This is a genomic window from Bifidobacterium dolichotidis (assembly GCF_003951975.1).
Taxonomy (GTDB): Bacteria; Actinomycetota; Actinomycetes; order Actinomycetales; family Bifidobacteriaceae; genus Bifidobacterium; species Bifidobacterium dolichotidis.
Map to the genome: position 1 here is coordinate 506,640 of NZ_QXGM01000002.1, position 21,150 is coordinate 527,789.

Genomic DNA, 21,150 nt, shown 5'->3' on the forward strand with positions numbered 1-21,150 from the left:
GCAAGCAATCTTGCGGGGTTTTATATTATTCAAGCAATCAGGCCTTCACGCGGTCGATCTTGCCAGCCTTGAGGCACTTCACGCAAACGCGGATGCGCACGTTCTCACCATCAATCGTGGTGCGAACTGGCTGCAGGTTCGGACGGAAGAGGCGCTTATTGCGGATATGAGAGTGGGTCACAGAAAAACCGGTCTTCGGTCCCTTGCCACACACTGCGCAACGAGCAGACATTATGGTCTCCCTACATTTTCTATTGACTTGCAAGTCTGTGCGCGTCCATAATCAGGTTCAATCCGTGATCATAGGCGAACACACAACTACACAAGCATATAAAAGCCCTAAGATATTCACAACAATGAGCGTGTTTGCAACGGTTTTACCCCACTTCGTTCAACGATAAAACTGCCGTTTCAGGCATTTCTTTACAAAATTTAATACCCCCGAACTGCTTTTTTACAGTACAATTGCGATCATATTCGCGCTAGAACACCATTGACGGTTACATAAAGCGCTTAAGAAGAAGAGAATTTTACAGGTTGAAACACGTGTTGTAACGGGACCAACATCGTTGAGAAGGGCGGTTAACTATGCAATCCCGCGACTTTACTAATACGGCGCAGGGCGCACCATCCGCTCCCAAAGTGTATTGCCTCGGTCAAATTTGGATCGAAGAAATGATGCATATCAAGGATTTCCCAGAGCACGGCGGATTCGTTGCAGCAGATCAGTCGATTACTGCAGTAAGTGGCAGCTACCCTATTGCCGTTGCGGCACAAAGCATGGGAATTCCAGCAACGATTGTTTCTCCTATTGGCACGGGCCCATGTGCACAAGCTATTGAGCATCGGCTCAATGAATCGAAGATCACGCGTCTTGGTCCGGTTCATGATCATCGTGACTCAGGCTTCCGCATGATTGTTAATGACGATGAGCAAAAGACATATTTCGCTAAATTTGGTGTCGAAAACGAAGCTCCTGTTGATTTATATGACGTCATCACGCCACAGCTCGGCGATATTGTGCACATTCTTGGTCCAGCATTGTTCCGCGATACAGGACTTAGCACTCTACGCTTCCTCAAGCGCCCTGAATGCCAAGTCAATGCTCGCCACTTCATGCTCGTGGTGACGCCAACCAGTCGTGTTGACTTGCTGAGTGATGACATGTTGCAAGCATTAGAAGAAGCACAACCACTCTGGTCGATGAACCGTCAAGAAGGCCTAGCCTTGGCTGAGCATCTGGACCTACATCTTGATAACTCCAAGTCCATGCTGGTTTCGGGCGGTTTTGATGAACTGATGGAAGAACTGTGCACCAAGCTCAGCGAAAGACTGCGCACTTCTGTTGTACTGCGCGCCGGTAGCCGCGGTGTATGGATTTCAAGCAATGGCAGCCTTGCTACGCATGTACCAGGCTTCGAGACCAAGGCCACGCATACGCGTTCTGCAGGCCCTTGCCATACAGGTGCTTTGTGCGCCATGCTGGCGCAAGGTAAGTCACTGCTTGAATCAGCGCAAATCGCTAATGCCGCAGCCTCACTTGCTATTTACAACAACCAATATGGCGTGCCAACCTCACCAACACTTGAGCAGGTACAAGCATTCATAGCGGAACAAGCTACACAAGCGTCAAGCAAGTAATTGATGCCAGATCTACAATCAGCACCATACGAGTAGCCAATATCAAATAAGTAGCAAGCACTCACTAGCAGTTTTCGGTGCTGAGTCAGTAGAACTTATTCGCTTCGTGTGCAAACCTATCGGAAACCTGACAGGAATGCATACGAAGCTTCTTTTATGTGCAATTTCGTCGGATAGACGACAATTTTGCACGCGAAGAGGCAAAATTCACGATTAAACGATGTTCAAGTGCAGTTTCGTCGGATAGACGAAAATATTGCACGCGAAGAGGCCCCTCGTGTGCAAAAACCTCAGGTAACCGACCAGAATGCACATAAAGCAGCCAAAACCATTAATTTGAGGCGTTCACGTGCAGATTTATCGGATACACGATTTTATTGCACACGAGGAGCCTCTCCATGTGCAGAATGCTCAGGTAACTGATCAATTTGCACTCAAAGAGGCAAAATTCACGATTAAACGATGTTCAAGTGCAGTTTCGTCGGGTACATGACACTTTCGCACACGAAAGACCCCTTTGCGTGCAAAATCCTCAGGTAGCCGACGACATTGCACGCAAAAAGACGTAAATGCACGCAAAAGACGTAAATAAACGCAAAGTAGACCAATGAACGCGCATAGGTACTCCCAGTACTACTTGCGAAGCAAAGCAGCGTAGCTACTGACCGCAGCGTAGCTACTGACCGCAACGTGGCTACTGGCCGCAGCATAGATACTGACCACAGCATAGCTACTGGCCGCAGCCTAGCTACTCAATCCCTTCGGATTCCTCGTGTGCATCGCCTTCGAGCGAGCGCTTGAGATCTTCAAACATGGCGTCTTCGGATCCACCTTGGAATTCGGTTGGGCCAACTTCTTCGCCAATGCCCCAGCGCAGTGATGCAGCAATAGCGCTAATAACATCGCCTTCAATAAACGTGCCAAGCATCCAGACCATGTCATCAGCTGCACGAGGGAACCCAGCGTCTACAAGTCCTACTGCGGCCTTAGCGAGCAGTTCACGTACTTGGTTGGTTGGCGCCGTTGGCACACCTGCATTACGCAGCACTTGCAATGACTCTTCGTTTGTCATTAACGTGCTCACACCATGCATTTCATCAATCAGCTGCTGTACCTCTTGTATGGCGCTGGCTCGTACTGGTGAGTTCTTCATAATGAGTACGCGCGTATAGCAGGCCAAGGCAAGGCGCTGATTACCGAGCTGCCAGTAAGCGAAGGCGAGGCGGTAATAGATGAATGCCACATCAACAGGAACGGTGGCGATTTGCAACGCTCGAATCAGGTACTCCACGGCTGTTGAGAAATCATCATGAAGTTCAGCATGCGTAATCGACTCCTCAACAAGCGGCTGCGGAGTCGTCACAGCCAAAGCCTGAGCTTGACGGGCGTGACGAATCGACGCTTCAAAATTGCCCATATCTCTGTTGATTCGGCAGAGCACGAGATGCGCGTTATAGAGCGCGTCTGGAGCCTTCTCATAGAGCAGATCAGCTGGCGGATTGGTCAACGAAACAAGAGCACGCATCAGCGGACGCTCGCAGAACAGCAGCTGAGAACTCGCGCCATCAGCAGAAGCTGCAGACGCCTGTTGCTCAACCTCAAGCTGCAGCAGCACGCTTTCCAAATCCATTTGCGCACTTGCAGGCGCATCTTCTGCCGACTCGTAAATATCCCAGACTTCTTTACCAGCAATCGACGCGGTGTCGTTCATAACGTCTAGATCACAAGCGCGCTGAGCGTGCAGCAGCTGCGCCATAGACTCTGGCAGCTCGCGCTCATCGGCCCATACTGGCAAATGCTTACTCGCGAATGCCGCATGCACTGGCAGAGGTTCACATGGCGCCAAGCCACGGTCAGCGGTGAACTGCACCGAATGACGCGACGGATTAATGAGATTGAACAGTGCTAGCGGATCCGCATCGAATCGCGGACTATCCAGCGTGCCAGAAGTCAGCGCTGGCAACGTATTGATCTGGAACGGCATGCGATCGAAGTCGAGCGAGAGCACGCACGACCCCTGAAGTCCGCCCGCATAGCAGTTCACTTGCACTTGCGTCAGGCGCACACTCGAAGAGAACGCAATCTGTGCCATTAACGTGGCCAAGCGCATGGCATAGGCAGCCGTATGCGCTGGCCGCTCCGAACGCGTATCCACCCAGCCGTCGCTCGTAAAACGACTGCTTGGGAACATCATCTCGGTTGGAACACTGCAATGAATGGCCATCATGCCCTGATCGAGATCAATATCGAAGCGATAATCCAAGCGGAACAGCAGAATCAACGTTTCACACAGATTCGCAAAGCGCGTGCTGATATCCCAAACACCGCCCGGAGCGGCTTGCGTTCCGTATACCGTGGCATAAGTATTCGGCTTCTTCGACGTGCGCTCAACATGACCTGCATGCTTCGCAAACATGTGCAGCGCATCATGCGTTGACTGCCAAGCCATGCGCTCAGATACCGTGCCTACAAGTCCCATTTCTGAGTCGAGTTCACGCGCATCAAGATCGAGGAAGGCCAGTCGATTCATTGCCGCTTCTGTTGCGAGCACAATGTCTCGTTGCAATCCCTTGAGTTCGGTCGAATCGAAAGTGAACCAGAACATGCGCGTATGCAAGCGCACCATATGAATCTCGTGTTCACAAGCAATTTGCCTGAGCTGCCCTGCTCCTGCTTCGATGAGCTGACGAGCCGCATAACGTTCAAAATCAGTGGCGTTCTGATTATTGGTGGCGCCCTTCCAGATCATCATGTCAATGGCGTCCGGCAGCGGCATATCCATCATTTCGTCGAATACTTCGCACAAGCGGCCAGCACCCATGCCAACTGGCTTGCCACGCAATTGTGGAATGTAATAGGTTGCCAGCCAAGCCAACGCAAGAAAAACGTCGAGCTCATAGCCGCAATCCGCAACAGCACCAAGCTTCGCATTCAAGCTCAAGAAACTGTATTCCCCGCGCTTCGTACCATATTCGCCAACAGTTATTTTGCGCTCAGGATTGCGCGGATCCGTTAAGCGAATTGCTCCCGCATTAGGAGCCGTAGTCCACGCTTGGATTTCAAGTTGAGGCGCCTCTTCTTCAGTACTGCTTTCCTCAATGCGATCGGCCGCATACACAGCATTGTGTTCGTCAATGCGCGCCAGAATTTGCACTTCATTATTTGGCAATACGAGCCCAACATAGGCTCGATTTTGTGCACAATACGGCGTCTGTATGGTGATTTGCTCATCGATTTGCGTATCAAGTGATGATTGGAGTCGCTCATGAATGTGCTCATGGTCCTGTTCACATTGCAGCACTGCATACGTAGCCCCAGCATCTTGTTCTGGCAACAGCGGCAGAATCTGCATATTCGACGTATTCGGCTTCGTATCCATGATGTTCTCCCCGATCTGCAGCTTATGGCTTGCTATCTCTTGGACGAACGCTATTCATATTGAAAATTATCGTAATAGAACAGTTCGGGGGTATGAGTAAATATCTCAAGTACCGTACATGACGCGCGTTATTTCGCCGTTTCACCAGTTGCGTTCACTGCGTGCGTCCCATATGGTAATGCTTGAATAACGAAGTTCAAGGAGCAGGCATGATTAACGAGCATTATCGCCGTATGTTGGAGGGTCGTTCCGTTATCCGCGCTATTAGTGAGCGAGCAACGGCACGTCGTGCTGAAATTGGTGAGCGTAATGTTTTTGATTTCTCACTAGGCAACCCTAGCGTTCCTACGACGCCTGGCTTTACCGAAGCTATGCTCGACTTGTACGAACATGAGCCAGCTGTAAAACTTCACAGCTACAGCCCTTCTATTGGTCTGCCTGAATTCCGTGAAGCCGTTGCGCATTCGCTGAACCGTCGTTTTGGCATGGATTACACGGCCAATCACATTTACCCAACTTCGGGTGCAACTGCAGCTTTGGCACATGCATTCCGTGCTGTTACTGCGCCAGGTTCGGAAATTATTACGTTTGCGCCATTCTTCCCGGAATATAAGCCCTATAGCGAAGCCGCAGGCCTGAAGTTAACGGTATTGCCATGTAACCCAGACGACTTCCAAATTGATTTTGATGCACTTGAGCAGGCTATGAATGCCAATGTGCAGGCAGTGCTCATTAATACGCCAAATAATCCTTCTGGCGTTGTGTATTCGGCAGCAACGCTCAAGCGTTTGGGCGAATTACTCGAGGCTAAGCAGCGCTATTATGGCCACTCCATTTTCTTGATTTCTGATGAGCCATATCGCGAAATTACGTTTGACGGCATTGAACAGCCTTACCCAAGCAAGTTCTATGCCAATACATTGAGCTGCTACTCGTTCTCGAAGTCGCTCTCCCTGCCAGGTGAACGTATTGGCTATGTTGCCGTCAATCCTGCAGCTGACGAATCTGATATTTTCATTCCTCTGTTCACGCAGATTTCTCGAGCAACTGGCCATAACTGCCCAAGCTCCTCTATTCAGCGTGCATGTGCTCGCGTAATTGATCAAACGGCTGATTTAGCAGTGTATGAGCGCAATATGGATCTGCTCTATACGGCACTTCACGAGCTTGGTTTTGAAGTAGTTCGCCCAGGTGGCACTTTCTACATTTTCCCTAAGGCACTTGAAGACGATGCCGTAGCATTCTGCGAAAAAGCTATGGATTATGACCTGTTTATGGTTCCAGGTGATTCCTTCGGCATGCCTGGTTATGTTCGTTTGGCCTACTGCCTAGATACATCCAAGGTTGAGGCAGCAATTCCAGTGCTGAAGCGATTCGTAACCGAACAATATATGCAGTGATTGTATAGGTTGCCTACGTTTTATAACGTACACACGCTATATAGTCGAAAATATTGGGTTATAGGCCAAAAAGCCTCCTTTACTTCCTAGTTAGAGAGGTAAAGGAGGCTTATACATACGCACGTACGTGTGCATTGCTTTAGTGGCGCATCAGCAGCTTACGGGCCTGTTCCACCACATGCATTGGGTGCTGCATGCTCTGGAACTGTGGATATGCCTTAATAAAGCGACGCTGCTGGTACGAGAGTGCATCATGCACACGCTGCTCAGCAGCTTCTACGTGCTCATCTACGTCAGTAATACCAACATCAAGCACCTTAATCTGGCGCTGCTTGAGCTGCTTAATTTCTTGCTCAACGCGGCCCAGACTATTCGTCATCTTCATCAGGCCAGCCAGCGTTACAGCAAAGTCAACCAGCAGAATGGCAAGTAAGGAAATACTCGTAATCGTCAATGCCATTGGCGTGAACATATCAAGCACGCGCAGCACCTGTGGCTGTACCCAAAGCTTGACCGCCATGGCACCAAATCCGAAGAATAAGAAGCCATTGAGATAGACACGACCGTTGATATTAAATGGCTTTTTTGAGTAGTCCCAGAATCGTACGTGGAACAACTTTTCAATTCCCCATGACGTCAAATATTCAAGCGTGCATGCGAGTACACCGCCAGAGAGGAAGACTACATACCAAACATGTTCGTCAGCGAGAGCGAACAGCACAATCATGGCACCAAATCCATAAATAGGGCACAGCGGGCCGTTCAGCATACCTCGATCAACGAAGCGTTTTTTCATAACAATATTAAGCACTGTTTCCCAAACCCAACCTACGAATGAGTAGAACAGGAACCAGAGAAATACCTTTTCGAGCATAATAAGCGTTGCGGGCATGAGCACTACTGTGACGGGCACGCCAGACAACAGCAGAGAGCGAACATGTGATTATTCGACGGTATACTGAGCTCACCTTGCACAGGTTGGGAAGCAATCAGCGGGAGAAGGCACGTACCGATGGCAACAATTACTGACTACGTACAGCTTGAAACGCGCGAATTTACGGTTTATCCATTTAACGAAGCCGATGCGCTTGTATATGCCTTACTGTCGTATGGTCCTATTCCTCAAGAAATCCCATTGCTCGCACATATTGAACAACAATATGGCACGCTTGGGCGTCGCATACGAGCTTTTGATTGGCAGCATCCAATCCAGTCCACACGCGTGCTACGTGAGGTTCCGTATGAAGGCGTACGGCTGCGCGATTTGGAGCATTATCAGGAATTCGATAAATCCATACACGAGCTCGACCGCAACGAGCCAACGTTCGTATCAGAAGACGTTACTGAAAAGTTCTATAAAGACACAGCACTGAATCCAAGATTTGCAGTGACGCAAGCCAGCGCCGTAGAAATGAAGTTCCAGACTGAACGTGCTGCACAGTTTGCAGCACTCACCTACCGTTTGCCTGACGGCACGCTGGTAGTCACCTATCGCGGCACAGACGATACGCTCGTCGGCTGGCGTGAAGATCTCGATATGTCGTACTCCTACCCTGTTCCAGCGCAACGCATGGCAGCTGATTATTTGGAGCGCGTGGCCAAACTCTGGAACGGTCCGATTATTTTGACGGGTCATTCTAAGGGCGGCAATTTAGCCGTATACGCGGCTATGAACGTGAGTGAGCGTACGCAGAATCGTATTGAACGTATTTTCTCGTTGGATGGCCCAGGCTTCCCACCAACTGTGGCTGCAAGCCGCGAATACGCGGCCATTGTGGACCGCGTTACGAAAGTAATGCCTGATTCTTCGATTATTGGTCAACTGCTGATTACTCCACAGCGAGAGCACCGTATTATTGTGCGCTCGAATGTGACTGGTTTAATGCAACATTCTGGATTCACTTGGCTTATGCTCGGCGACCATTTTGATACGGTGCCGTCACTGACGCCAAGTTCGAAGCAATTTTATGAGCAAATTAACACGTGGCTCCAAACTCATGAGCCAGCTCATATAGAACGTGGTGTTGATGCACTGTTCCAAGTTTTGGGTGCCTCAGGTAATACCAAACCTTCGCAAATAACCAGTGCAGGCTTCACAATTTTGCCCGACATGTTGACGCAATTTGCTGGGCTCGATAGTGAAGATCGACGCACCATTATGCAGGTTATGCGACTTATTGCAGGCGCTGCATTGGCTAAAAATCCAGAGATTGAGCGCTCTTAGCGCATACAACACGCAGAGTATCCGCTCATCGCCCAGAGCAAACAACATTAAGCACATTAAACTAGACACAGAAGGAGAGTTTGATGTCAAGACCACGTCGCGATTCTCGCACCCTGCCGGCTAAAGACCGCATGGAAAATGCATTCTGGGACCTACTTGCGGACCACGAATTTAGCAAAATTACTGTGACCGATGTTGTCCGTGTGGCTGACGTCAATCGAAACTCGTTCTACTATCACTTCTCGGGTCTGCCAGAGTTGGCAGATGCCTCAATCTTGCGCGAAGTCGAGCACATGCCTCGCCCAGCTTCTCCTCAAGCTCATATGCATTTGCGTCCAGAAACGGAATGGCGCTTCTACTGCACGACCATGCTTGAAGAACCAGAGCAGCGCCAGCGCTTGGATCGCTTGGCCCTGCTGACTGGTCCAAATAGCTCGAACGAGCTTATGGACTCGCTGCGCGACTTCTTGCGCATGACGATGATGAGCATTCTTGAGATCGATACCGATTCAATGGATGTCAAGACCAGCTTGCTGATTGACTTCTCGGTTGGTGGCATTTTGGCTGTGCTGCAGGATTGGCCACGTATGCGTGAAACAATCACCGTGGATGATCTGATGAGCGATGATCTTGCTTTGCTGACGATGAGCATGTACATGGCCATGTCAAAGGAATCGCTGCGCTCGTATCTGGGTCGCGTAATTAGTGCTGATCGAGCACCAATGCCAAATTACATGACTGCTACGCTCGGTGCACCAACGTTCGCCTGAACTATGGCTTCGGTACACTGAACAGTATGTCCCACTCCTTTTTGAGCAACGTACTGAAGTTTTTCCAGAACAATTTGAGCAAAATTATTTTGCTCGTTATTGTTCTTGTTGCAGCGTATTTACTCGTTCGCATTGTGGCCAAGCTTATGCGCAAAGGCCTTGCGAAAACAGGCATGCCAAATGTTTCGCTGTTTATTAACATCATGCGCATTTTGGTGTGGACTCTGGCTGCATCAATTGTGCTCAAACCTGTGTTCGGTGTTGATGCCACAACCGTGTTCACGGCGCTTGGCATTGGTGGTTTAGCCATTTCGCTGGGTTTAAAAGATTGGATCGCCAATATTGTTTCGGGCTTTGATCTGATGCTCGGTCATGTTATTCAGCCTGGTGACGTCGTCAATATTTCGGGTACGACTGGCGTGGTGCAAGATATTACTTGGCGTCAAACGATTGTGCGTTCGAGGGCTGGCAACACCGTGCTCGTGCCAAATTCTGTGCTGTCTACGTCGGCTATTGAGAAGCTCAATCCTGCGAATGAGGGCTTGGCTCGCGTCCCGTTCACTGCTAAGTCGGGTACGGATCCTAACGCGTTGAGTACTGAATTAATTAAGTTGATCAAGGCTCAGTGCGATCACTATTTAGATGACGATATGGAGCCGCTCGTCAAGTTTACTGGGCTCTCACCTTATGGAATTACAGGTGAGATTTATGCATTCGCCATGCATGGCATTCCACTATCGACGCTTACCGACAGCGTTACCCGCGCCATCGCCGGTTGCAGTCAGATTGAGAAAGACGGCGGATCAGCGGCCACGACGCAATCACAGAAATAATTAAATATAAATCACACCAACAGTCAGGGCGAGCGTAATCAGTATGAACCAAATCATGCCAGCGTTAACGAACGAAATACGGCTCGCCAGGCTGCCCGGAATTGGCTCGGGAGCCTCGGACAGCACAAACGTACGGCGACGCAGTACCAGCAGCACAGCGCCGGCAATAAAACCAGCGACCATCAGCAGCAGGAACGAAACACCAAGCACAACCAGCGGATCGTTCTCGCGACTGTGCGCCAGAACGTACGTTTGAATATGTTTGCCTACAACGTGGCCGAAGAAGTTCGTAAACATGTGCAGCGCAATCGTGTAGCGAATGCGGCTCGTGCGCACGTAAATATAGCCGAATAGCAAGCCGAGACCGAACGTGTAGAACAGCTGGAAGAAAATGCCGTGACCCAGCGCAAAAATAACAGCCGATATTACAATCGCAGGTTTCTCGCCGTATCGACGCAGCCTTGAAATAACTTGCTTGCGGAAGAACCACTCTTCCATAAACGGCGAGATCAGTACAAGGAAAACAAGAACGGCCCACACATTATCTTGGCCAGCAACCGACTGTATGCTTGACGCCTGCCCTCCAGTGAGCAGCGAAGCTAAAACCGAGCTCATGAGGTTGCCCACATACATAATTGGCAGGCACATCAGCAAATACATGACGAATTGGCCTACAGAAAGTGACGATTCTTTCGTTTCTACGGGCTTGGCAGCACGCATAACGCATACAGCAAGCGGCATAGCAATAACATAGAGCATAAAGCTCTGAATCAGTTGCGTCACCCAAATATTCGATTCAAACGCATGTAATGGTCCATGTTTGCCAGTTACAAGCAGCATAAACGTGGTACCAAAATGCACCAAAATAGCCATTGCCAATGCAGCAAAGCCCACAGTGTTATAGCAGGCCTTAGCCGCACGAATTCGCGGCGTATCCATGTGCTGGCTCTGCGAGCTCGTCATATTTTCTCCTCTTCAGCATTGGTCCATATGCAAGATCAGCCGAGGTTTGCTGTCTGATTATAGGAACAAATTCAGTTGCACGATATACGTGCATGCGAAGTCTTCACGAGCAATTTGCTCGTGCTTTCACAACGGTAGATCTCTGCTATGGTTGCCGGAAACCGGTCAACTTCCCCATCCTCATAATACCCCCTTGTTATAGAAAGACGGTAAGCCAGGTCAAGAGTGCAGCACAAATGAGGAACGTAATCATGCCACCGTTGCCGAACGCTACTTTGACGGCAGATCTACTCGGTAGCTGTTCCGGCGTTGTATAAAACACGAGTGTGCGGCAACGCTTCACGAGCAATACAATGCCTGCAATAATGCCGGAAACGAATGCAATAACGTACAGCATGGAAGCCACGGTGCCAAAACCAGTGCCAACCTGCTCAGCCTGTTCAATCCAGCTTGAGCCGATGCTGCCCAGAGCGTTGATGATCATATGCAGGCCAATCGAATAGATAAGACGACTGGTACGTACGTAGATATAGCCGAATACTAAGCCAAGGCCAAAGGCATAGAAGAATTGGAATATATTGCCGTGACCGAGGCCAAAAATAACAGCAGAGATCAGAATGGCTGTTTTCTCGTCGTATCGGCGCAGTCGCGAAATCACTTGTTGACGGAAGAACCATTCTTCAACAATTGGTGCAAGCAGCACTGTAAAAATAAGATCAATGAGAATATTCTGGCCAACAAAAGCTTCTATAGGATTCTCAGATTGACCATGAGTCACTAATCCAGCCACCAAAGATCCCAGAAGACCGCCTACCACAATAATGGGCAGACACATCAATAGATACTGGAAAAATTCGCCAGGTTTAAGCGAAAACTGTTGCGTAGGCACAGGCTTCAATGGTCGCATCGCCATAACGCCTATAGGCATTGCAATGCCATACAGCATGACCGTTTGGATCATCATAGTGAGCCACAGTGATTTGTTACTTCCCTCTGGAACACCACTAATTTGCATCCACAGTATGAGGGCACCAGCACCAAACTGGAACACTATGAGCATAAGAAAAGCGCCTAAGCCGACTAGGCTAAAGCTTCGTTTTGCAGCGCGCAAACGCATAGCCTGCTTCCATTGAGGCGAAGGCGCACGGTAATACTGCTGTGGATTTTGCATGATATTAGGCATGGAAGTATGCGTCGAATGATGGCGTCGAAGAGACACCAGCCAGTTCTAAAATAACGTGCAACACAATAAGCGCGATGCTAATGATCAGACCAGCAATTGCCAATCCTTTGCCCTTTGCTGGGTTCTTCTTAATGCGCGATAAACCAATTGCACTAAAAATAACACCAAGAATTGGAACCAAAAAAGACAGAATAAAACCGGCAATAGCCATGCCGTTATATTTCAGCGACTGAGGAATAGCCTGCTGGCCATAGGCATAGTAAGGCGTAGGCGCATATGGCATACCCTGAGCATCTTGCATGCTCGGAGATTGAGGATACTGCGGTGGCTGCGGCGTCTGCTGATCCGTTGCAGTATTTGGAGCATCGTCAGACGAATTTGGCATTGGTGGCAAAGTCATTGTGACCTCCTTTGAAGTAGTGCGATGTTGAGGTCATTCTATGGGCTTTATACGTTTGCGAAGGGGGCATGTTTAGGTTATGGACAGCTCGCTTCCATACAACGCCATACCGCACTGATGAACTCGCTTGTGGGTAAACACAAGAGAGGCCGCATAGCAGCTCATACTACGCGGTCTCTCTACTGATCCTTGGTTATCCAATAATGGCTGGTCCTCTATGTTTGAGTAAGACTCGTCAGCATCAGCAGTACTGAGAAAATGACGAACAGGATCATGCCAACATTGCCAAATACGACGCGTCCTACCGTATGCTGCGGTATTTGTTCTGGCGCATCATGATGCAAAACAACTTTGCGTATATTAAGCGCCAGCAGAACGAATCCTGCAGCAGTTGCGAGAGCAATAAGCAGGTAATACGTTATTGACGCATATGCAGCAAAACTGCCGTTGAATGATTTGATATACGGCTCTGCATAACCGCCCACAACACTATTGAGATTGTTGATCATATGCAGTGCAATAACGCAGAGCAGGTTATTCGTGCGCACATAAATATAACCCAAAATCAGACCCGCACAGAACGTATCTAATACTTGGTTAATATTCCCGTGCATAAGCGAGAACAGCGCAGCCGAAGCCAGAATTGCTGGCGTCTCCCCGAATCGGCGAAGACGAGAAATCACTTGCTTGCGGTAAATCCATTCTTCGATGATGGGGCCCACAATAACTGAAGCAAATATCGTGACAAGCACACTGCTTCGTGACATCGATGTTAAAGGATTCTGCACATTGTAATTCGGAACAACTCCTATAACGAATTGTCGAACCGTATCAAAAAGAAACGAAATAGGCAGAATCATCAATGCGTATCGCAAGAATTGGCTGGCATGTACTAGCGAACGTGGCACTGCAACAGGCTGTACTGATCGCATTGCTAAAACAGCCAACGGCAATAACGCCACCATAATGACATCTTGGAATATAATCCCCACTGCTGGTGAGGTCAGCATAGCTGTTGGTACTCCACTGATTTTTCCAATAATCATGCCTAGCGTAACGCCGGTTTGCATGAGTACGCAGAACAGCAATACTCCAAAGCTCACTTTGCTAACGCCTATTTGTGCTGTCTTAATGCGCATACGCCGTGCAACAGCATCTAATGACGGCGGATCACCGCCATATTGTGCACCTCGTCGTGCACGTTGTAAACGTTGTGACGTTGTCATAATTACTCACCTCCTTCATAACAGAGCGGTGCAGTATTGCTGAGCTCAACCATGCGATAGCAAGAGCTGCACAATATTGCCCAGACCAGTGAGTGATGCAGCAGTCAACAGTGCCGTCACAATGAGGAACAGAATCATGCCTGCGTTACCGAAGAGCACACTACCCATAGTCCGTGGTGGTATTTGCTCTGGCATTTGATCAAAATGCAGTGATCGTGCATTGCGAATAATCAGCACTACGCCCACTATTACAGCAACAGCTAGCAATCCAAAAACGGTCCAAATTGCATAGGTAACAAATGAATTACTACCCGATTCCAGATATGACGTTGCATACGGGAGACCCAGCGAGCCGAAGAAATTCAACGTCATATGCAGTGCGATCGTATAAATCAAGCGATGCGTACGCACATAGACATAGCCCAACACTAAACCGCATACAAAGGCATGCACGAGCTGAAACAGATTCTGATGCATTAAGGCAAACAGCAATGACGAAGTAAGTATTGCTGGAACTTGGCCGAATCGTTCCAAACGTGAAATAACTTGCTTACGGAACACCCACTCCTCAATAATCGGAGCAAGAATTACTGTACCCGCAAGAATAAACAGCGGGTTCTGTTCCATAAGCTCGGTTTCTGCATTTCTTGCCGTTGGAAGTATGAACGAGAATGCCGCGGATGCGAACGTACCTATGACATACGCGACCATAGCAACTGAGAAAAATCCCAAGAATTGCTTCGCATGCAATGTGGAACGTTGCGCCACCATAGGCTTTAACGGACTCATAATCCAGATTGCTAACGGTAATCCGAGCAGAATTTCAGCAGCATCGCCAATGCTAATAGAAAGCCAAACTGGTATAGCTATGCCACTAAACCGCAACATTGCAATAATTGCCGTGGCAGCAATATCCATCGTTAATGAGAAGGCCATTATGGCCAAGCACACGAGTCCCACACTCTTTTGTGCAGCCCTAATACGCATGCGCCGCGCAACAGCATCTAATGACGGCGGATCGCCACTATATTGTGCACCTCGTCGTGCACGTTGTAATCGTTCTGATGTAGTCATCGTTGACCACCCCCTTAATATCGCAATATCATTGCGATTCCGCCATTCTACAGGGGTAAATATATGCGCCATGGACCGCATCTACTCTATGGACGCCAGCTGTTTCACATACTAAAAAACAAGCAAGCGCGCCCTGACACCAATACATGCCACAACAACAAAAAGCCGCACAACACCATACGTCTGTACGGTTATGTTGTGCGGCTTCATAAACAGCTATTTGAGCTCTATCTGCTGATTCAGCGACCCTGCAGAGCGCCCTCAATCAGCTTCGTGATCAGCTCGCCATAAGGCAGGCCCGTTGCTTCCCAAGCCTTTGGATACATCGAAATTGACGTGAAGCCAGGCATCGTATTGATTTCGTTCACAATAATCTGGCCATCTGCAGTCACGAACGAATCAACACGGCTTGGACCCGTTGCATCCACAGCGTTAAATGCACGAATAGCAGTTTCACGCACACGATCCAACAGTTCTGGAGCAATGTGTGCAGGCACTTCAACGTGGCTTGCCGAAGCATCCATGTACTTGCTATCGAAGTCATAGAACTGGTCGTCGCCTTCTGCGCGGTGATCCAACACAATTTCGCCAGGCAGGCTTGCACGGGCAGGCTCACCAGACACAGGACGCAGTACAGCGCACTCAATTTCGCGAGCGTCAACACCCTGCTCAATCAGCACACGCCAATCATGCTTCGAAGCCTCAAACACAGCAGCAGACAGTGCTGCAGCCTGAGCCGTAGCATCAGCAGCCTGTTCAACCTTCGTCACACCGAAGCTCGAGCCAGCGCGCGATGGCTTGACGAACAGTGGGTACTCAAGACCAGCCTCAGCCACCTGAGCCGCCAGATCTGCACCGTTCGAAACGAACTCATCAGCAGCATTGAGCGAACGAGCATCAAGCGTAATGCCCTTAGCCACGTTAATGCCAGCAGCCGCGAGCAGCACCTTCGTGTAGTGCTTATCCATGCAAGTTGCCGATGCGAGCACACCGCAGCCCACGTAAGGCACATTGAGCATCTCGAGCAGGCCCTGCAGCGTACCATCTTCGCCGTTTGGACCGTGCAGCACTGGGAACACAACGTCAATGTGACCCAGCGATTCAAGCGTGCCATCAGCATTGCGAGCATAGAAGCCGTCGCAGCCCTGACCGAAATCAAGCACTACTGGGCGCGAACCCTCAACCTGCTTCACTTCTGGCAGACCAGAATCCAAAGCCCAAGCGCGTGGATCTTCACCATCTACAATCCACACACCCTGCTTCGTAATGCCAATAAGTACTGGCTCAAAACGCTCTTCGTCGAGCGCACGCAACACACTTGCAGCTGAAATGCACGAAATCGAGTGCTCATCAGCCTTGCCACCATACATAATTGCTACGCGACGCTTAGCCTCAGTCATGCTTCGCTCTCTTTTCTAACGACTCTGAACATGCCCAACAGTACCGCGAGGCCCATAACCAAAACGACCTTAGCGAACATAAAAGTGTCGCGGCCGCAAACCCTTACAGGCCACGAACCGCGACATCTCTTGCAGCAGCCTAGGCATCACACAACGCTATGCACTGCACAACGCTCTGTATGAAGACTGTTGCGAACGTTTTTACTCAGCCAACGTATCCTTTGGCAGCATCTCCGACAGCATCTGCTCGCACGAAATGTGATCGCTGAGCACATGAGCCATAGCCTTAGCCAGTGGCGTATCAACGTGGTACTGCTCACCCAGAGCAACCACAGCACCTGCCGTAGCCACGCCTTCAGCCACACCATTCGAAACCTTCGTAGCTTCTTCAACGCTCAGGCCCTTGCCCAGGTTGGCGCCGAACGTGTAGTTACGGCTCAGTGGCGAACCGCAGGTTGCGATCAGATCGCCGATGCCAGCCAGACCGTAGAACGTCTCTGGCATTGCGCCAGCAGCCGTACCAACAGCCTTAATCTCAGCAATACCGCGCGTCTGCACCATTGCCGCAGTGTTCTCACCGAAGCCAGCACCGTGCACCATGCCAACAGCCAGTGCCACAACGTTCTTCAGCGAACCGCACAGCTCCAGACCAATAACGTCTGGCGAAGCAAATGCGTGGAAGTACTCGGTTGTACACACCTTAGCGAATGCTTCTGCATTCTCGATGTTCTCGCAAGCAACCACAGTTGCAGCTGGTTCACGAGCAGCAATCTGCTTGCTCAGGTTTGGACCAGACACAGCCAGGAAGCGCTCTGCAGGCAGGTCCAGAGCCTCGGACACAACCTGATCCATGCGCTTGCCCGTCGTCTTCTCAATGCCCTTCATGAGGCTGACGATCTTCGTGGATTCTTCAATCAGATCCTTGAATGGCTCCAGAGCAACACGTGCGAACTGTGCTGCAATAGCCACGACAATATAGTCAGCGCCCTTCACAGCCTCTGCGCGGTCACCCGTTGCCGTCATGTTGTCAGGCAGCTTCTTGACCGATGGCAGACGCACAGGGTTTGTGTGCTGCGTAGCAATTGCTTCAACGATTTCTGGCTCAATAGCCCACATCGTCACATCATTACCAGCATCTGCCAGCACTTGACCGAATGCCGTGCCCCAAGCACCAGCACCCAGCACCGTCACTTTTGCCATGATCACTCCTTAATAGCCCCGCGGGCCTTACTTATCCGTCATTCTAGGCAGGCGGCCGCCCATCTATTCTCGCTGAGCGTTCAGCAGTTACGGTTTGGCTGTTTTGTTAGGGATGATTTCTGTTCAATCGCAGAAATCAATAAGAACAACAACCTGATGCTGAACGAAACTGTTGAGCTGTACTCAGGCAAGCGGCTCTTGCTCTGGAACCTCTTGCATCGAGCGATAGTCGAAGTAGCCTTCTGGACGCGTGCAGCCGCGGATATCAGCCATAATTTCAGTCATACGAACGCGAACTCGGCGTGCAATTTCGTCGGCGTACTCCTGAGGTGGCTCAGTGCCCCACGACTCAGCGTCGGCCAGCAGATCCGAGTAGTCGAGCTGCGTATCGATGCACATCACGACGTTCTTCTTTGGCCATGGGAACCAGTGATTAATGCTTGCTGCACCCCAAGTAACGGCGCAGTACAGCGGAATCTGGTAGCCCAAACGACGCGATGCTTCAAGCGCAATAAAGCCGACGCCATTCTTCATACTCATAGGCCACTTCTGAGGATCACGAGTCACCGTGCCTTCTGGCCACACCGTCAGAGGACGACCCGACGTCAGAATTTCGATTGACGTTTCTTCAATCGCACGAGCCTGACCAGAACGACGCTTCACTGGCTGCATGCCAACGAGCTGGAACCACTTGCCCACAATTGGCAGCTTGGCGAGCTCGGCCTTAGCCATATAGCGAGGGCGACGACCCAGCTGGAACTGGGCACACATTGGCACGAATACGTCGAATTCAGTTACGTGCGTTGCTGCGCAGATGTAAACGCCGCGCTCAGGAATGTTATCGAGTCCCCAAGCAAGTGGACGGCACGAACGTCGAATAACCCATGCGCAGGCTTCGAGCAAGGCCTTCGTAGCCTTTGGATGCTGAGCCTGAATTTCGGTTGGGTGAACGTTGCGCTGAGGGCCCGTTGGCAGTGGCCTTGTTGGATCAACGAGCACATGCTCTTGCAGTAAGCGATCTACTTGTGCATCGCTTAATGGTGACACTGCCTTACGTGGCGACGGTTTACCTTTCGAAGTCATGCCAACTATTGTGCCGCAACCTCTGTTCAGTTGCAGCGCAATATGACCAATAGCAAATTTGGGGCAAAACAAAACCAGCCTAAGACCTCGTATTAAGTCTTAGGCTGGTTTGTGATTATGCAGCGTACTGCGTTGTGCTATAACGCTCAGTCAATGCGAGCGTTCAGAGCTTCGAGCTTGCCGCGGAAGTCTGCGTAACCGCGATCAATCAGCGAAATGCCGTGCACGTTCGATGGGCCCTTTGCAGCCAGAGCTGCGATCAAGTGGCTGAAGCCACCGCGCAGATCAGGCACATCAATATCGCGGCCTTCAAGCGGCGTAGGTCCAAAAATAACTGCCGAGTGCTCGTAGTTCTTCTGCTTGAAGCGGCAAGGCAGCGAGCCCAAACATTCCTTGTACAGCTGGATAGTTGCACCCATCTGCACAAGTGGCTTCGTGAAGCCGAAGCGGTTCTCGTACACGGTTTCGTGCACAATCGACAGACCCTTAGCCTGCGTCAAAGCGACCACGAGTGGCTGCTGCCAATCGGTCATGAAGCCAGGGTGCACATCGGTTTCAATAGCCACAGGCTTCAAATCGCCACCTGGGTGCCAGAAACGAATACCTTCGTCGGTGATATCGAACTCGCCACCGATCTTACGGAACACGTTCAGGAACGTCACCATTTCTGGCTGCGTTGCACCCTTAACGAAGATGTCACCGTGCGTTGCCAGAGCTGCCGAAGCCCACGAAGCGGCCTCAATACGGTCAGTCAGAGCCGTATGCGTGTAGCCCTTGAGCTTCTCCACGCCTTCAATGCGGAACGTACGATCAACGTCAATCGAAATGATTGCGCCCATCTTCTGCAGCACATTGACGAGATCCATAATCTCTGGCTCAATTGCTGCACCAGACAGCTCGGTCTTACCTTCTGCCTGCACAGCAGCAAGCAGCGTCTGCTCAGTAGCACCAACCGAAGGATATGGCAGATGAATCTTTGCACCGTGCAAACCGTTTGGTGCAGAAATATGAATGCCATCCTGATGCTCTTTGTCAACCTTGGCACCGAGCTTACGAAGCGTTTCCAAATGGAAGTCGATTGGACGACCACCAATGTTGCATCCACCCAGCGATGGAATGAATGCTTCACCCAAACGGTGAACGAGTGGGCCTGAGAACAGAATTGGAATACGAGATGAACCCGACAGCGTATCAACGTCAGCCACGTCAGCGAGCTGCACGTTCGACGCATCAATCGTCACCACGCCAGCAGCGCCATCAACATCTACGTTTACGCCGTGCAGACGCAGCAAATCAGATACGACGTGCACGTCACGGATCTCTGGCACGTTCTTCAGGACCGATGTACCAGGAGCAAGCAATGCGGCCACCATGGCCTTGCTCACGAAGTTCTTTGCTCCGCGCACCTTGATGGAGCCGTTGAGTGGAACACCACCCTCAACGTGCAACACATCATCCTTGTTTTCCACCATCTACCTCTTTCACATGCATGCAGATTGCGTTATGCCCAACAACCAAAAACCTCATTTTATTTCAAGGCATGTTCAAACCACCATGGTTAAGGCATGTCCAAAAACTACTATGGCATGACAGCCCATCGAGCATTGGAAAATCAGCACACAGCGCGATGGAATACGTGGAAAACGTGGAAACTCTAGCTTTATCGCGTACTGAGCGGTCCAGCCCAGCTCTCATCGGCTACTTCACGAGCCGATTGCACCGTAGCCTGAGGCTCGGCTTGGACTGGAATTGTTTTTGGTTTGAATGGGAAACGTTCGGCACGCATGCGTTCATATGCTTCGATTTCCGCCTCGTGCTGCAACGTTAAATCAATATCGTCATAACCATTCATCAGACGCCAACGCACATAATCATTGACTTCAAATGGCAGCGTCACATCATCACAGGTTACGGTTCGTGCTTCAAGATCCACAGTCATCTGACGGCCTGGCTCTTCTTCAAGCATCTTCCACAGCAATTCAATCGATTCCTGCGGCATAATGGCGGCAAGCACACCATTTTTGGCCGTATTGCCATAGAAAATATCGGCAAAGCGCGAAGCAATAACCACACGGAATCCGTAGTCGTTGAGCGCCCATACTGCATGCTCACGCGACGAGCCAATACCAAAATCAGGACCGGCTACAAGAATCTTGCCGTCTGCATAGGCCTCTTGATTGAGCACAAAGTTCGGATCGCGACGCCATGCATAGAACAGCGCATCACCAAAGCCCGATCGTGCAACTCGCTTCAAGAACACGGCCGGAATGATTTGATCAGTATCTACATTCGATCGGCGCAGCGGTACTCCAGTGCCCGTCAGAACAGTCAGCTTTTCCATAGTTCCTTCTTTATGCTTGCAATAGTTACGAAT

General features: G+C 50.2%; 18 protein-coding genes. 5 read left to right on the forward strand and 13 right to left on the reverse strand.

Going from position 1 to position 21,150, the window contains the following annotated elements:
• Window positions 1-37: 37 nt before the first annotated feature.
• Complete coding sequence (gene rpmB / locus D2E26_RS05955; RefSeq protein WP_125963781.1) at window positions 38-232, reverse strand: 50S ribosomal protein L28; 195 nt, start codon at window positions 230-232, stop codon at window positions 38-40.
• Window positions 233-588: 356 nt separating this feature from the next.
• Here rpmB and D2E26_RS05960 point away from each other — a divergent pair, with 356 nt between their 5' ends.
• Entirely contained in the window at window positions 589-1,641 is a 1,053-nt protein-coding gene (locus D2E26_RS05960) for a PfkB family carbohydrate kinase (protein ID WP_125963782.1), read from the forward strand.
• Window positions 1,642-2,389: 748 nt separating this feature from the next.
• On the opposite strand, the gene D2E26_RS05965 is transcribed toward D2E26_RS05960, so the two are convergent.
• Window positions 2,390-5,020, reverse strand: coding sequence for a tetratricopeptide repeat protein (locus tag D2E26_RS05965; protein ID WP_125963783.1), 2,631 nt, complete (start codon window positions 5,018-5,020; stop codon window positions 2,390-2,392).
• Window positions 5,021-5,229: 209 nt separating this feature from the next.
• Between D2E26_RS05965 and D2E26_RS05970 the strand changes: the two genes are divergently transcribed.
• Window positions 5,230-6,420, forward strand: a complete 1,191-nt coding sequence (locus D2E26_RS05970; RefSeq protein WP_125963784.1) for a pyridoxal phosphate-dependent aminotransferase — start codon at window positions 5,230-5,232, stop codon at window positions 6,418-6,420.
• 139 nt (window positions 6,421-6,559) lie between these two features.
• On the opposite strand, the gene D2E26_RS05975 is transcribed toward D2E26_RS05970, so the two are convergent.
• Entirely contained in the window at window positions 6,560-7,312 is a 753-nt protein-coding gene (locus tag D2E26_RS05975; RefSeq protein ID WP_125963785.1) for a putative ABC transporter permease, read from the reverse strand.
• Between the two features lie 120 nt (window positions 7,313-7,432).
• Between D2E26_RS05975 and D2E26_RS05980 the strand changes: the two genes are divergently transcribed.
• From D2E26_RS05980 to D2E26_RS05990, 3 genes are all read left to right on the forward strand, one after another.
• Window positions 7,433-8,644 carry a DUF2974 domain-containing protein gene (locus tag D2E26_RS05980; protein WP_125963786.1) on the forward strand — a complete coding sequence of 404 codons (1,212 nt, stop codon included), beginning with the start codon at window positions 7,433-7,435 and terminating at the stop codon, window positions 8,642-8,644.
• 83 nt (window positions 8,645-8,727) lie between these two features.
• A complete protein-coding gene (locus tag D2E26_RS05985; protein ID WP_125963787.1) occupies window positions 8,728-9,414 on the forward strand; it encodes a TetR/AcrR family transcriptional regulator in 687 nt (228 codons plus the stop codon).
• Window positions 9,415-9,440: 26 nt separating this feature from the next.
• Window positions 9,441-10,247: a mechanosensitive ion channel family protein gene (locus tag D2E26_RS05990; RefSeq protein ID WP_125963788.1), complete on the forward strand. Its 807-nt coding sequence runs from the start codon at window positions 9,441-9,443 to the stop codon at window positions 10,245-10,247.
• Here the strand turns inward: D2E26_RS05990 and D2E26_RS05995 are convergent, their stop codons facing one another.
• From D2E26_RS05995 to leuD, 10 genes are all read right to left on the reverse strand, one after another.
• A complete protein-coding gene (locus D2E26_RS05995; RefSeq protein ID WP_125963789.1) occupies window positions 10,248-11,210 on the reverse strand; it encodes a CPBP family intramembrane glutamic endopeptidase in 963 nt (320 codons plus the stop codon).
• Window positions 11,211-11,406: 196 nt separating this feature from the next.
• Complete coding sequence (locus tag D2E26_RS06000; protein ID WP_125963790.1) at window positions 11,407-12,393, reverse strand: CPBP family intramembrane glutamic endopeptidase; 987 nt, start codon at window positions 12,391-12,393, stop codon at window positions 11,407-11,409.
• A complete protein-coding gene (locus D2E26_RS06005; protein ID WP_164515889.1) occupies window positions 12,386-12,793 on the reverse strand; it encodes a DUF4190 domain-containing protein in 408 nt (135 codons plus the stop codon). The genes D2E26_RS06000 and D2E26_RS06005 overlap by 8 nt, the downstream gene beginning before the upstream one ends.
• A 215-nt stretch (window positions 12,794-13,008) precedes the next feature.
• On the reverse strand, window positions 13,009-14,019 hold the full coding sequence (locus D2E26_RS06010; RefSeq protein WP_125963791.1) for a CPBP family intramembrane glutamic endopeptidase: 1,011 nt from the start codon (window positions 14,017-14,019) through the stop codon (window positions 13,009-13,011).
• A gap of 45 nt (window positions 14,020-14,064) precedes the next feature.
• Entirely contained in the window at window positions 14,065-15,093 is a 1,029-nt protein-coding gene (locus D2E26_RS06015) for a CPBP family intramembrane glutamic endopeptidase (RefSeq protein ID WP_164515890.1), read from the reverse strand.
• A 239-nt stretch (window positions 15,094-15,332) separates the two neighbouring features.
• Window positions 15,333-16,493, reverse strand: a complete 1,161-nt coding sequence (locus tag D2E26_RS06020; RefSeq protein WP_125963793.1) for a D-alanine--D-alanine ligase family protein — start codon at window positions 16,491-16,493, stop codon at window positions 15,333-15,335.
• A 201-nt stretch (window positions 16,494-16,694) separates the two neighbouring features.
• Window positions 16,695-17,693 (reverse strand): NAD(P)H-dependent glycerol-3-phosphate dehydrogenase, encoded by a 999-nt coding sequence (locus D2E26_RS06025; RefSeq protein WP_125963794.1) that lies wholly within the window; start codon window positions 17,691-17,693, stop codon window positions 16,695-16,697.
• A 183-nt stretch (window positions 17,694-17,876) separates the two neighbouring features.
• Entirely contained in the window at window positions 17,877-18,776 is a 900-nt protein-coding gene (locus tag D2E26_RS06030) for a lysophospholipid acyltransferase family protein (protein WP_125963795.1), read from the reverse strand.
• Between the two features lie 146 nt (window positions 18,777-18,922).
• Complete coding sequence (gene murA, locus D2E26_RS06035; protein ID WP_125963796.1) at window positions 18,923-20,248, reverse strand: UDP-N-acetylglucosamine 1-carboxyvinyltransferase; 1,326 nt, start codon at window positions 20,246-20,248, stop codon at window positions 18,923-18,925.
• A 188-nt stretch (window positions 20,249-20,436) separates the two neighbouring features.
• A complete protein-coding gene (leuD, locus tag D2E26_RS06040) occupies window positions 20,437-21,117 on the reverse strand; it encodes a 3-isopropylmalate dehydratase small subunit (RefSeq protein ID WP_125963797.1) in 681 nt (226 codons plus the stop codon).
• Window positions 21,118-21,150: the final 33 nt, after the last annotated feature.

Excerpts from the sequence above, each read along its gene's own strand:
- rpmB (WP_125963781.1), bottom strand. The coding sequence starts at position 232 with ATGTCTGCTCGTTGCGCAGTGTGTGGCAAGGGACCGAAGACCGGTTTT.
- D2E26_RS05960 (WP_125963782.1), top strand. The coding sequence starts at position 589 with ATGCAATCCCGCGACTTTACTAATACGGCGCAGGGCGCACCATCCGCT.
- D2E26_RS05965 (WP_125963783.1), bottom strand. The coding sequence starts at position 5,020 with ATGGATACGAAGCCGAATACGTCGAATATGCAGATTCTGCCGCTGTTG.
- D2E26_RS05970 (WP_125963784.1), top strand. The coding sequence starts at position 5,230 with ATGATTAACGAGCATTATCGCCGTATGTTGGAGGGTCGTTCCGTTATC.
- D2E26_RS05975 (WP_125963785.1), bottom strand. The coding sequence starts at position 7,312 with ATGCCCGCAACGCTTATTATGCTCGAAAAGGTATTTCTCTGGTTCCTG.
- D2E26_RS05980 (WP_125963786.1), top strand. The coding sequence starts at position 7,433 with ATGGCAACAATTACTGACTACGTACAGCTTGAAACGCGCGAATTTACG.
- D2E26_RS05985 (WP_125963787.1), top strand. The coding sequence starts at position 8,728 with ATGTCAAGACCACGTCGCGATTCTCGCACCCTGCCGGCTAAAGACCGC.
- D2E26_RS05990 (WP_125963788.1), top strand. The coding sequence starts at position 9,441 with ATGTCCCACTCCTTTTTGAGCAACGTACTGAAGTTTTTCCAGAACAAT.
- D2E26_RS05995 (WP_125963789.1), bottom strand. The coding sequence starts at position 11,210 with ATGACGAGCTCGCAGAGCCAGCACATGGATACGCCGCGAATTCGTGCG.
- D2E26_RS06000 (WP_125963790.1), bottom strand. The coding sequence starts at position 12,393 with ATGCCTAATATCATGCAAAATCCACAGCAGTATTACCGTGCGCCTTCG.
- D2E26_RS06005 (WP_164515889.1), bottom strand. The coding sequence starts at position 12,793 with ATGACTTTGCCACCAATGCCAAATTCGTCTGACGATGCTCCAAATACT.
- D2E26_RS06010 (WP_125963791.1), bottom strand. The coding sequence starts at position 14,019 with ATGACAACGTCACAACGTTTACAACGTGCACGACGAGGTGCACAATAT.
- D2E26_RS06015 (WP_164515890.1), bottom strand. The coding sequence starts at position 15,093 with ATGACTACATCAGAACGATTACAACGTGCACGACGAGGTGCACAATAT.
- D2E26_RS06020 (WP_125963793.1), bottom strand. The coding sequence starts at position 16,493 with ATGACTGAGGCTAAGCGTCGCGTAGCAATTATGTATGGTGGCAAGGCT.
- D2E26_RS06025 (WP_125963794.1), bottom strand. The coding sequence starts at position 17,693 with ATGGCAAAAGTGACGGTGCTGGGTGCTGGTGCTTGGGGCACGGCATTC.
- D2E26_RS06030 (WP_125963795.1), bottom strand. The coding sequence starts at position 18,776 with ATGACTTCGAAAGGTAAACCGTCGCCACGTAAGGCAGTGTCACCATTA.
- murA (WP_125963796.1), bottom strand. The coding sequence starts at position 20,248 with ATGGTGGAAAACAAGGATGATGTGTTGCACGTTGAGGGTGGTGTTCCA.
- leuD (WP_125963797.1), bottom strand. The coding sequence starts at position 21,117 with ATGGAAAAGCTGACTGTTCTGACGGGCACTGGAGTACCGCTGCGCCGA.